The following is a 13,146-nucleotide window of genomic DNA, read 5'->3' as shown; positions in this document are numbered from 1 at the left end:
GATTAGCTCGGTAAATAATCAAAAATAAATTAACAAAAAATCGGCAATCACTTGAAAATTCGTTTTTTCAGTAGTTTTTAAAACAAAAAATGCTGACATAAGTCAGCAAATATTCATATAATCAGAGTCATTTGTCATTGGTACTAATGACTTCGATTTCCCTACAGCTTTTTATGAAAAGCCAGGGGATGAGGTAAGATTCAAAATTTCCCTCAGTACTGAGTACTTCCTTTCACTTATAGGACTAGTATTTGATTTCTGAAAAAACTCCGTACATCTGAAGAAACTGAAAATCAAACGTAGTGTTTCGGATAAACCATTCAAACATCCATTTTAGATGGCGGAATGTTGAAATTAAAGCACAAAAACGTCGAATTTATTGCTATCTTAGCATGGGGATAGTGAGTTCATATCTTCAAAAAGGCCGCAGCTACAATACTCATTCTTTTGTCTTCACTAGCTATAACTTCATGTAAAAGGGGTTCAACCAAGGCTAGAGCAGGAACTTCCCCAAAATACTCCTGAAACTGAAAGCCTGTATAAATGAGTATTTCTCCAATATCAAGAGTTAATGGTTGAGGGTTAGCACTATTGCTAGGTTGAATTCTTAGCCCCGATGCAGGCCCAACAATAATTTGAAGAAAGCCTTTGTCCCGATGCATACTTAGCACCACCTGATCTCGATAATATGTAGATCCAACCTGAAGAATAAGGGATGGCAGCAAGTTAGATTGTAAATAGATAATTAAGTTTTTTAGAAGTGGTTTAAGGATATGGCGATCTATAAACCCAGCTATTTCATAGCCTTGTGCATGAGGCAATTGATCAACGTTATCTTTCCAGCTAGGCTCTAATCCATTTTCAGGAATCAAGAAGTTATCGCGTTCACTGTCACAAAAATTTCGGGAGTGATAATATTCAAGTGGAAACTTTTTGCCTTCATATTTATCCTGATATACGCTTTTAGGCCAATAACCACAACGATATCCCGATACTCTTAAATCTTTAGGTTGATCAGATTTAAACAAAAGTCTTTCTTGGATTGGTTGCTCAAAAAACTTTCTCATTGCTTTGTGGAAAAAAACTATATTTTGGTGAAACCTCTCCAGTTCAGTGGATTCCAAAGTTGCTTCAAGATAGTTCTGTCTGAGGATAAAGTAGCCTTGTTTTGCAAATTGCTGAAAGTTCATGCTGTTCATACTCTATTACTTGCTCACACTACGAGATTGATCTCAATCTTGCATATTAAGATATATCAAAGCTGCTAAACCATCATCCTTTGGAGGAGTAAACATTCTAAATATTTAGAATATTTTAAATTCATATTCTGCAAAATTATAGATAAATGCGGGATCTGCCGACAGCATCTAGGAGAAATGTGCGCAAACGATTAAACTAGTCTTGAAGAGAAGCTCACCGTACCCCTTTGGGGAAGCAAGCTACGCGTAGCGTCTGTCTACGACACACTGCGCGAACGCAGAGAAGGTATTGCCATTTCTAGATGCTGGTTTATCATTGTTCTTTATTACCCAGCACTGATAGCGAAGGCATAACCCAACTTAGTCATGACCTATCCTTTTGTTGCTTTCACTACTGCGATTTTTGATTTACTTGTAACCAAATTTCTAAACTAGCAAGCAACCACAGCTTGACTCCATAACGACTCCAAGTATCTCCTTGATAGTTTAACCAATTACGAATTGGCAACTGGTTTAAGTAAGGAGTGATACATGCATTTCGATTGAGCAATAAATCTCTGGCTTCTTGCTGCCAATATTTTCGAAATCCTAACTGCACCGGTACCATCATGCCACTTTTGGGACGATGAATAATTGTGTCTGGTAAAATATTTGCGATAGCTTGCTTTAAAACTGCTTTTTCTTCCACTCCAGAAAGCTTATACTCTGGAGGTATCTCCATGCTTAAGTCTACTATTCGTTGGTCAAATAAAGGAGAACGACCTTGCAAAAGAGCAGCTTGAGTCAAGTTACTGACTTTCGTCAAAATTTGGTCAGCGCCTTTAAATTTGATATTCATTGCCATCAAACGATTCAGATAGCTAGCTTGGGAATATAAATCTTCTGCAAAAATCCAAGGCGCTGTTTGTACTGCTGTCCAAACTTCTGGTTTTAAAAGTTGTGGTAAGTCTACAGCACACTTTTGAAAGGAAATTAAATAAGCTTGCAATGCATCCTGATTGGTGACAGAGCCATATAAACTATTAATTAGCATCGGCTGATTTTTTGGCCCGCCAAAACAGGGGTCGCCACCTTCACCATTTAAAACTACTTCTACGCTTTCTCTCGCCAGTCGTCCCAGCAACAGGTTGGGAACAGTCAGTGGGTCGCCGATGGGGTCATCTAAATAAGCCATTGTTTCCGGCAGGTGTGACCACATATCCTTAAAAGTAATTTCTAAAATGTGGTGCTGCGTTTGACAATGGGATGCAACCAGACTGGAAAATTCTAACTCATTGGGACATTCTGAACCAAAATGAATCGAGAAGGTGTGGACTGGTGCTTTGTGGAATTTTGCTACTAAAGCAGTGATACTGCTAGAATCCAAACCACCAGAAAGAAAAACGCCAACGGGTTCATTTGCTGGTGGTAAATATTCTTGAACAACTTGGTCTAGAAGTTCTCGCAAGCGATCGCCATGCCATGCTAGAGGTTGATCGATTGCTGTAATCTGTTCTTGAAGCTGCCAATAAGCTGCAACTTTCTGGTCGGGAAATTCTAAAACGGTTCCAGGTCGCAGTTCCCGCACCTGTTCCCAAAGGGTTCGTTCTCCAGGAACAAAAGCACAACAAAGATAATCTCGCAACGCCACCAAATCTAAATCAGATGAACGGTGGGGTGCTAAAGTTCTCAGTTGAGGCGCAATCCAACGAGCTGAACCATTGGTAGTGTAATAGAGAGTACAAACACCGATGCGATCGCGAATCAATCTCAACACCTGTTTCTCTCTATCCCAAACCACTAGTGCAAACATTCCCACAAGTTGGCTAAGACTTTCATTACCCCATCGTTCCCAAAGATTGGCCACTAGTTGCAGAGAACTTCCTTGAAAGCTATCAGGTTCAATTCCCAACTTTTGCAGTAATTGCACTCGGTTAGTTAACCAAACATCACCAACAACAACAAATCGTCCTCTAGAACTGATTGCTAATTTCTCCGTCGGAAATTCCGAAGTTGTGTGTGGTAAAATTACAGAAATTTTTTCATCTTGCCAAGCTATATCTTCATAATTTGGATTAATGTTTCCCCACGCTACGCGCCAGGTTGGGTTAGTCTTGATGAATTCGATTTTAGGAGATTTACGATTTTTAAACGCATCAAATAGCATAGGAAATTTTCAACCCTCACGCCCTCATCCCCCAACCCCTTCTCCCAAGGGAGAAGGGGAATTAAATCTCTGGCTCCCCTCTCCCCTGAGAAGAGGGGCTAGGGGTGAGTGCAAAACGTTCTCAGCAAACGGGTTTCACGTTAAGTTAATACCAATGCCTGCCTGCTTATAAAGATCCAGCAATCATCCCAGCAAGTAAAATAAAACCAATCCACACATTTTGCTGGAACATCTTACCATAAGCAGAATTAGGTAAATATCGCTCTCTTAATCGCAGAGACTGCCAAGCCCATCCGATAGTAGCAACTGCAAGGCTAATCCAAAAGGCTAAGTGCAGATGTATAACTACGCCTAACCAAGACAATAACAAGATTGTGCCAGCAAAGAAAATTCCAATGGCTATAGGGGCGTAATTACCAAAAAATAGGGCGCTAGAATTAACACCAATGCGGCGATCGTCTTCTTTGTCGCTCATGGCGTAAACTGTATCAAATCCCAATGTCCACAGTACAGTCGCACCCCAAAGTAACCAAGTTGCTTGGGAAATGGTTTGTGTTACTGCACTCCAGCTAATCAATACCCCAAAACCCCAAGCGATGGAAAGCACCAGTTGCGGTACAGGAAACACCCGCTTTGCACCTGGATAAAGCAGAATTACAGGTACTGCTGCTACGCATAACCAGAAGCTCAGGGGGTTAAGATAAAAAGCAAGAACAGCTGCACAAGTTAACGATACCATCGCGACTACAATCCCAACTTTCACAGATAAGGCGCGAGAAGCGAGGGGGCGATCGCGTGTTCTCTCTACTTCTGGATCGATATTCCGATCCCACAAATCATTGACAACACACCCAGTCGCACTCGTGGCCAGAGTACCCAGTATAATCACACCAACTAGAGGTAAAGGCGGTTTTCCTGAAGCTGCCAAAAACACAGCCCAAAGGGCAGGAATCATTAAAATTAACCGCCCTTCTGGTTTATGCCAGCGCAAAAGCCGGATAATTACAAGCCAAATTGGTGATTGGGGGCGTTCTGGCGTTGTTAACATAGAAATCAACAAATAACTTTAGATAGATGAATTCACACTTCTTTACATCTATAGAATAACGTTATTTGTTATTTGTAAAAACATAAGCGAAAGTGGCAACTTTAAATATCTTTAAATAGTCACTGCGGTTATAAATAGTAGGGTGAATATACATAGCTCAGTTACCCTCGACCAAGCTGAGTTGCGAATGCTGAGTATTTTTTAATTTACTCAATATTCAGCACTGGCTCAACGCCCTGCTACCGCTAACAGCACTCAGTCTGAGCAAGTGTGTTGTCGTAAATATCAGTGCTAGCTACCCCAACGTATTACCGTTTGCCATCATTTCTTAATAAAGAGAGAAAACTAGATGCTGAATTTAGTTTCTAGCTGGGAGAGTGTTCCAACTCAACCATCTAAGCAACATCGGATTATTGCTGCCATTGACCTGGGAACAAATTCTCTACACATGGTAGTAGTCAAGATTGACCCCACACTACCAGCTTTCAGCATTATTGCTAGAGAAAAGGAAACTGTGAGGCTTGGCGATCGCAATCTTACCACTGGAGAACTCAAACCAGAGATAATTAAAAAGGCGATCGCGGCTTGTGGACGCTTCCAAGAAGTTGCCAAAACTATCAACGCTGAAACAATCATCGCTGTGGCAACTAGTGCTGTGCGAGAAGCCCCCAATGGTAAAGATTTTTTGCACACAATAGAAACGGAGTTGGGTTTAAGCGTTAACTTGATTTCTGGTCAAGAAGAAGCGCGGCGAATCTATCTTGGCGTGCTGTCGGGCATGGAATTTAACAACCAGCCTCATACTATTATTGATATTGGCGGTGGTTCCACAGAATTGATTTTAGGCGATAGTCACCAAGCCCGCATTCTCACCAGTACGAAAGTTGGTGCAGTGCGACTTACTAGCGAATTAATCACTACTGACCCGATTAGCAACACTGAGTTTCAGTATCTACAAGCTTTTGCACGTGGGATGTTGGAACGTTCTGTAGAAGAAATCTTAGCAAATCTAGAGCTTGGGGAATCTCCGCGTTTGGTGGGTACGGCGGGTACAATTGAAACCCTGGCGATGATTCATGCACGGGAAAAGTCAGGTGCTATTCCTTCTACTCTCAATGGCTACCAATTTAGTTTTAAAGACTTGCAAGAGTTGGTAAATCGCTTGCGGAAACTGAGTAATTCCGAAAGGGCTGAGATTCCTGGTATGCCAGAGAAGCGCCCTGAAGTTATCCTCGCTGGTGCAGTCATATTACAGGAAGCAATGACCCTTTTGGGTAGTGAATCGGTTACAGTTTGTGAGCGTTCTCTCAGAGAAGGCGTAATCGTAGACTGGATGTTAACCCACGGTTTAATTGAAGATAAGCTACGCTACCAAAGTTCAATTCGGGAACGAAATATTCTCAAACTGGCGGATAAATACCACATCAACTTAGAATACAGCGATCGCGTGGCAAAGTTTGCCGAGAGTTTATTTGACCAAACTCAAGGTACGTTACATCACTGGGGAACTGACGAGCGACAAATGCTGTGGGCAGCGGCCATATTACACAATTGCGGTCATTATATTAGCCATTCGTCTCACCACAAGCACTCTTACTATTTAATTCGCAATGGAGAATTACTCGGTTATACAGAAACTGAGATTGAAATTATTGCCAATATAGCACGTTATCATCGCAAATCGCCGCCCAAGAAAAAACATGAAAACTACCAGAGTTTGCTAACTAAACAACAGCGACAAATTGTTAGTCAATTAAGTGCAATTTTAAGATTGGCAGTAGCATTAGATAGACGACAAATTGGTGCGATCGCTCAAGTCCAATGTGAGTATTATCCACAACTTAGGCAGGTAAACCTGCTAATTTTCCCATCTCAATCAGATGATGATTGTGCTTTAGAACTTTGGAGCTTAGATTATAAAAAAGGAGTGTTTGAGGAAGAGTTTGGAGTTAAATTAGTAGCAAGTTTAGAAAAGTCTAGCATTGCTAACTTGTCTTAGAAAGTGGGGTGCGTTAACCAGTGTAACGCACCTGAATATAGCTGATGTTTTATTCTTGCGAGCGCTAATTCAACTTGAGAAGTTAGGCTCAATATAAAAGCTTCAGGTAAAAATCAGACAACTTTATTTAGTGACTATTTAGGAAGGTATAATTATATAAGTAACTTTCTCTTGTACATAAAAACTTTAATTAAATTTGAAACTATATTAGATAAAGATATATATCTAATTTTGACATCTAACTTAAGGACGAATTTATAACTGTCCCAAGCACCATTTAAAAATAAAAATTAGTAATTATAATAAGCTTAACAATCTATTAAATGTAGGTTATGTTGCTAGTGGATATCTAAGTCGGGAAAACTTAGATATCCTTATATAAAATTTCAATAGTTTAATAATTAATCAAGCAAATATGATGTTAGTAACTGAAAATAACTTGCGCTGACTTTTACCGATTGGTATGGCGATGTCTGCGATGGTCACTGAGCTTTGTCGTACCACTTCGTGGAAGCAAGCTACGCGCAGCGTCTCGTAGAGAAGTGCGGGCTACGCCTACGCAGTTGCTGGAGACTTCAAGGTAAAATTTCGGTAGGCTCATTACCTATACGTGGGGTGGAGCGTAGTTGTCAAAGTCAAATGCAATGTTTCTAACGATACTAATTTAGTCTTACACACCCTACAGTAATTAAGGCAGACATCAACTTGCAAGCAGTCTTTCCGACGCTCCCCAAGAGTTTTTTCCTTTTTTAATAATTTGAAGACAAGTATCATGTTTTACATAAAAAACGATTTTTTGCAAAATTACGATGCTCATTAGGAATCTGGATTAATACATTTAAGATGTTCACAGCCAAAACCTTGAGTCATCATTGCAGATAGCTGTGGAAAAACTTGTTCATCAAAGTTGAGTTCTTGCATGATTTGGTCATGAGCTTGCCCCTGCGCTATCCGCTTTGCCATTTGCTCAAACTCTACCCAAGTTAAATCACTCTCAACAAATGCTTTACTAAGGGTAATTACCAGTTCCTCATAATCATTGTCTTCCAATTTTGTCATCATTCGATGTTCAATGTGAAGCGAATCATCGAAACAGTAATACCAGGATTTTGGTTGCTGCCTAAGTACTCTTCGGAAAAAATCTTGCTGTTTAGAGCGACTAACAACACTATCTGCTTCACTACATACCATTAAAATTGGGGCAGAAACACAGCCTTGAGCCTTGTCTAAAACCTGATATCCCAATTCCAGAAATATCCGTAAGGCCTTGAGACGAAAACCTTTATAACCAAAATTGCCGGGTGCATCTTTGTTGAACCATTCAAAGTAAATTGGCAGAATTTTGATAAGTTGATCGAATATTAAGTAGCGGCTACCTAAAAAAGGCGTGAACAATAAGGTGCGGTCAATCTCTTGAGGATGCTCTAAAGCTAGCCAAGCAGCTAAAGTTCCACCTGTTGATAATCCACCAATTACAACTTGTTGCCCTAGCGTTTTTGCAATCTCTAACCATTTGATTACAAATTTTTGATAAATCTCAATATCTGTTGGCAGGGGTGGAGGATTTTGAGACTTCCAGTCACCTGAGCGTCCATGACCGGGTTGTAAAGGAATCAAAACGTTATATCCCGTGTTAAAGAAGGCTTTACCAAGCGGCTCGAACTGGTAAGGGCCTGCTGTAAAACCATGCAAAAACAAAAAAACTTTTGAAGTGAAGTAAGGATGAATCAAAAATTTAGAACGGCAGGCTTCATTTTTAAGACCTAATGTGGACTCTAATTGGTGAACTTGCTCTAGAATTTCTACTGTATTTTGAATACCAACTTTCATTTATGTAATTATTATGTTCATATATATCTAGTAATTATACTTGAATTTTACTCAGATTGTGAAAAGGAAATCTTTGCCTGGCAAGCTTTTAAGCCGCTTAGTTATTCAAAAATTAAATATAAGTCTTATATATGTTACTTGATTAATTAAGTAGTTACTCCGAAACTAGCAAAGGATATATTGTTGAGTTACCCTGTCAGAAGTGAGAAACCTTTTTAAAGTCTGATGAGTATTCACTCCAAACTAATTTTCCACAACCCATCTAGCGGATTAGACAGTTGGAATTGACTATCATTGCTACCGAGCCAATTATTGTCATACACCAACCCAACACTGAATGTTCTATTTAGAGGATATTGTCCTAGTTTTCCAAAACCTTCAATATTCTTTGAGTCAGCGATCGCTTGCTGGTTCAACTGTATAGTTGTTTGGTTTCCATCCTCAAAGTAAATTGTGGCTCGTTTGTTGTGAAAGCGCACCTGAACTTTGTAGACTCCACCAGTTGCATAGTAATAAGCTCTAGCAGGCAGCTTTTGACCATCAATATTTTGTCCTTTAAGCTCAACTGCCATAGCAGGACTGCATAGCAGCAACAGGACTGGCAAGATTAACCCTAAAACTTTCATTGGTAGTAACAAACACTTTCAATCAACTACTTTCTACTTTAAAATACTAAAGAAGCAGACTATATGAAGATAAGTAAATACAGGTCGCGATCGCAGGAAAAAACAAGAAGCATACATTTCCGATTTTGACATCCAGCGATCGCTAAAAGATGAAATAAATTTCACAGCCAATGCCAGAAAGTCGTCTTTCATACTCTTGTAGAGAGACGCGATATAATCTCGCGTCTCTACCCTTACTCCCTACACATGAAATAAATCCAAGTCTGTGACAGCACCAACACTACTAGAGGAAACTAACTTGGCATATTTTGCTAAGATGCCTTTTGTATAACGGGGTGGACGGGGTTGCCATTTGGCGCGGCGACTGGCTAATTCTGCATCAGAAATGTTGATTTGTAACAAGCGAGAATTAGCATTAATAGTGATGCTATCACCTTCTTCGACCAGAGCGATCGCACCACCAACGGCGGCTTCGGGAGCAACGTGTCCGACTACCATCCCGTAAGTACCGCCTGAAAAGCGTCCATCAGTAATTAACCCGACTGCATCACCTAAACCTGCACCAATAATTGCTGAGGTGGGTGCTAACATTTCCCGCATCCCAGGGCCGCCAATCGGGCCTTCATAACGGATGACAATCACATCACCGCCTTTAATCTTACCTGCAAGGATGGCATCTAAGCATTCTTCCTCGGAATCAAAAACCCTTGCAGAACCGGTAATGCTAGGATATTTTATCCCGGTAATTTTTGCTACTGCTCCCTCTGTAGCGAGATTCCCTTTCAGAATGGCTAAGTGACCTTGGGCATACATCGGGTTATTCCAAGGACGAATCACATCTTGATTGCTTGGTGGTTCATCGGGGACATCTGCTAAAATTTCAGCGATGGTTTTACCTGTGATGGTGATACAGTTACCGTGGAGTAATCCATGTACCAATAGCATTTTCATCACTTGGGGAATACCACCAGCTTGATGTAAGTCTGTAGCAACATATCTACCACTGGGTTTTAAATCACATAAAACCGGGACACGACCACGGATAGTTTCAAAATCATCTAGATTAAGTTTTACACCAGCCGCACGAGCGATCGCCAGAAAATGTAACACAGCGTTAGTTGAACCACCCACAGCCATAATTATAGAAATAGCATTTTCTATAGATTTGCGCGTGATAATGTGCCGGGGTAACAGTTGATTGCGAATTGCTTCTACTAATACCTTGGCTGATTCTTCGGTGCTATCAGCTTTTTCATCATCTTCTGCCGCCATTGTAGAAGAATAGGGTAAACTCATGCCCATCGCTTCAAAGGCCGAGGACATAGTATTGGCTGTGAACATCCCACCGCAAGAACCAGCACCAGGACAAGCACGGCGTTCTACTTCCATCAGTTTGGTGTCGTCAATTTTACCAGCACTGTATTCACCCACAGCCTCAAAGGAACTCACAACAGTCAAGTCGCGGCCCTCATAGTGTCCGGGTTTAATTGTCCCACCGTAAACAAAAATAGCCGGGATATTCATCCGTGCCATTGCAATCATTGCCCCTGGCATATTTTTATCACAGCCACCGATGGCAATAACACCATCCATACTTTGACCATTACAGACGGTTTCAATGGAGTCAGCAATCACTTCTCGTGAAACTAGGGAATATTTCATCCCCTCAGTTCCCATCGAAATCGCATCACTAATAGTAATTGTGCCGAACATTTGCGGCATTGCCCCGGCTAGTTTAATTCCAGCTTCAGCTATGAGTGCTAATTGATTAATCCCCATATTACAGGGAGTGATGGTGCTGTAGGCATTAGCCACACCGACAATTGCTTTTTTAAAGTCTTCATCTTGAAAACCTACTGCACGCAGCATAGCGCGATTTGGCGATCGCTGCACCCCTTGTGTGACAACTTTACTTCTGAAATTCTCTGACGTTGTTTTTTCACTCATTGCTCTGGCCTCAATCAAATCTCTGTACGAGTATGATATGTAGCCTTTTTTGAGATGTCCAATATATATTTATTTAAAATTGAGACTTATAAAGTATCAAAGAGATGGGACTACAACACCTGAGCTACTTTATTGCTGTAGCTGAGGAATTACATTTCAGCAGGACTTACACAAACGTATAATTTTATTCAGCAATAAATCGAATGGCTCTCTGCGTTAATATTACTCACCTGCAGAAATTATCAACCCTCAACTCGCGCCACTTCACGAAGTTGAAATCTGCTGTATATTTAAACAGTAGCGCGACTCCAAGTTAAGTCGATTAAATCTAAGACGTAATCCACAGAGTTATCTATATAATCTTCTGATTCTTCATTACCAATTACACACAATTTACCACCAGTAATATAAATTTGATCTGGTTCTTTGTAGTAAGCTTTGTGATTACTAATCCATCCTGGCTTCTCACCATTTGTTTTTACTTTTTCTATTTCAAATGTGTGGATATGTAATCTATAAACTGGGGTTTCATTATAGATTCTTGTACCGCAATATCCTAAACTGCCAATAATATATATATATTCTCCAACTAATGTAGCTGAATGAAAATCAGTTGGCGGGAAAATATATTGGGGATAACCAAAAATCTGAAATTTACCATCACCTTGATAAACTACAACATCGTTATATATACAAAAATTAGAGTCATAGTAGTCTTCATGCTCACCAGCAATTTCTACAATTCTGCCATCTGGTAATTGTGTAATGGTTCTGCCAAATCGGTCATAGCACCATACTTTATATTGCCGATTTCCTATATCTTTAAAAGTATTTTGTGCGTCATAAGCAGAACAACCCTCATAAATCATCACCTGCCAAAAAGGTATTTTCATCAATTCTGGATTGCTTTTGCCAAAGCGCGGATGTTTGCCAGCAAAATATTGCTCTGGTGATAGTTCTGATAGTAAGAATTTGCTGTTGGCAATTCCGGTGAGCGATCGCCGCATATCATTGTTAATATCGCTCACATCTTCACCAGCTGCAATTAACATTTTGACGATTTCTTTCTTTGTCACTATCTTAATGGCTTTGTCATTGCAATGATTGATTCTGCTAGGGTTTGCGCCAGCTTCTAGTAAAATTCTGACACAATCAGTAGCACCATACTCTGCTGCGATTATTAACGCAGTGTTACCAAAATCATCAGTGGCTTCAATATCCAATCTTTCTGCAATTAGCCACTGTAGGATTTCTAGCCTATTGTCTTCTATCGCATACATTAATGGCGTTTTTCCGCAGTTTCCCGTATCGTTGTAATTTGCTCCCGCAGCTAGGAGTAATTTGGCTTTAGGTAGTTCACCCATTTGAATACTCAATAACCAAGGGGTTCTATACCAACAATCGCGCACATCTTGATCTGCTCCTTGCTCTAGTAATAACTTTACTTGCTCTAAGCTCCCAAAAACTATAGCATGCATTAATTCTGTCCATCCCAGTTGCTCTGGGTTAGCACCTGCGTTCAATAATAATTTGACAGCATCAAATCTCCCAATATGAGCAGCTACTTTAATTGCAGATTCGCCATAGCGACTAATGCCATTGACAGCAGCACCTCTAGAGATGAGTAAATTTAAAGTTGATATTAAGTTTTGATCCTGCAAGATATTTCGACCATGCATAGCATTGATTAAGACATCATATCCGTCTGGGCTTTGATAATTAATATCTGCTCCAGCATCTAGAATCAATTGAATTTTATCCAGATTTCCTGACTGCACAGCCAACCCAAGTACGGTGTTTTGCTTGACAACAGCATTCACATTCGCGCCATGTTTCAAGAGGAAGTGAATCATATCCACGTCTACTGTAGAGCTACTAACTGCACACATTAATGGTGTTTGCAAGGAATGCTTTTCTATGCAATCAATATCAACACCATTGGCTAGTTTACGTGCGACTCCAGCCATATTGCCCTGCTGTACATAAATATGAATTTTTTGCATAAATTTTCTGAGTTAACTTCTGATATAAATTATCGGCGTTAGATATCTTGCAAAAGTTCGGTTGAGGTAAGAGACCTGATGAATCGCCGTCTCCACAATAATCAGTCTTTTGTAGAGACGGCGATTTATCGCGTCTTTATGATCTAGAATTTTGATCAAAAAACCTTAACTGAACCGTATTACCTAACACCTACCCCTTAATTTTGTGATTTATGCAAGAGGTCTAATAATTTAAATTTTATCTTAACTAATTTTTTAACAGGACTTACGCAACTGGCACAGCGATCGCCATTTAACAGTACATATATATTACTGAGAGTGAACGTCCAAAAAGGCTCTTGCTTAAAT

9 protein-coding genes and 1 pseudogene are annotated in these 13,146 nt (G+C 40.2%); 1 reads left to right on the top strand and 9 read right to left on the bottom strand.

Features of this window, described 5'->3' with window-relative positions; all coding sequences use genetic code 11:
- Window positions 1–244 precede the first annotated feature (244 nt).
- From V7K60_RS32000 to V7K60_RS31985, 4 genes and pseudogenes are all read right to left on the bottom strand, one after another.
- Window positions 245–376 (bottom strand): annotated as a pseudogene (locus V7K60_RS32000) (IS630 family transposase); the annotation flags it as partial.
- Between the two features lie 31 nt (window positions 377–407).
- A complete protein-coding gene (locus V7K60_RS31995) occupies window positions 408–1,067 on the bottom strand; it encodes a hypothetical protein (RefSeq protein WP_334931822.1) in 660 nt (219 codons plus the stop codon).
- A 523-nt stretch (window positions 1,068–1,590) separates the two neighbouring features.
- Window positions 1,591–3,345 (bottom strand): asparagine synthetase B family protein, encoded by a 1,755-nt coding sequence (locus tag V7K60_RS31990; protein ID WP_334931820.1) that lies wholly within the window; start codon window positions 3,343–3,345, stop codon window positions 1,591–1,593.
- 166 nt (window positions 3,346–3,511) lie between these two features.
- Window positions 3,512–4,393 (bottom strand): 4-hydroxybenzoate solanesyltransferase, encoded by an 882-nt coding sequence (locus V7K60_RS31985; RefSeq protein ID WP_334931818.1) that lies wholly within the window; start codon window positions 4,391–4,393, stop codon window positions 3,512–3,514.
- 349 nt (window positions 4,394–4,742) lie between these two features.
- Between V7K60_RS31985 and V7K60_RS31980 the strand changes: the two genes are divergently transcribed.
- Window positions 4,743–6,392 (top strand): Ppx/GppA phosphatase family protein, encoded by a 1,650-nt coding sequence (locus V7K60_RS31980; RefSeq protein WP_334931817.1) that lies wholly within the window; start codon window positions 4,743–4,745, stop codon window positions 6,390–6,392.
- Window positions 6,393–7,208: 816 nt separating this feature from the next.
- Here the strand turns inward: V7K60_RS31980 and V7K60_RS31975 are convergent.
- From V7K60_RS31975 to V7K60_RS31955, 5 genes are all read right to left on the bottom strand, one after another.
- On the bottom strand, window positions 7,209–8,222 hold the full coding sequence (locus V7K60_RS31975; RefSeq protein WP_334931815.1) for an alpha/beta hydrolase: 1,014 nt from the start codon (window positions 8,220–8,222) through the stop codon (window positions 7,209–7,211).
- A 233-nt stretch (window positions 8,223–8,455) separates the two neighbouring features.
- Complete coding sequence (locus V7K60_RS31970; RefSeq protein ID WP_334931813.1) at window positions 8,456–8,848, bottom strand: hypothetical protein; 393 nt, start codon at window positions 8,846–8,848, stop codon at window positions 8,456–8,458.
- A gap of 33 nt (window positions 8,849–8,881) precedes the next feature.
- Window positions 8,882–9,040, bottom strand: a complete 159-nt coding sequence (locus tag V7K60_RS31965; protein ID WP_334931811.1) for a hypothetical protein — start codon at window positions 9,038–9,040, stop codon at window positions 8,882–8,884.
- Window positions 9,041–9,088: 48 nt separating this feature from the next.
- Window positions 9,089–10,795: a dihydroxy-acid dehydratase gene (gene ilvD, locus V7K60_RS31960; protein ID WP_334931809.1), complete on the bottom strand. Its 1,707-nt coding sequence runs from the start codon at window positions 10,793–10,795 to the stop codon at window positions 9,089–9,091.
- 290 nt (window positions 10,796–11,085) lie between these two features.
- On the bottom strand, window positions 11,086–12,798 hold the full coding sequence (locus tag V7K60_RS31955; protein ID WP_334931807.1) for an ankyrin repeat domain-containing protein: 1,713 nt from the start codon (window positions 12,796–12,798) through the stop codon (window positions 11,086–11,088).
- Window positions 12,799–13,146 lie beyond the last annotated feature (348 nt).

It is taken from the genome of Nostoc sp. (assembly GCF_036917555.1).
GTDB lineage: Bacteria > Cyanobacteriota > Cyanobacteriia > Cyanobacteriales > Nostocaceae > Nostoc.
This window is presented reverse-complemented; position numbering and strand designations above follow the sequence as displayed.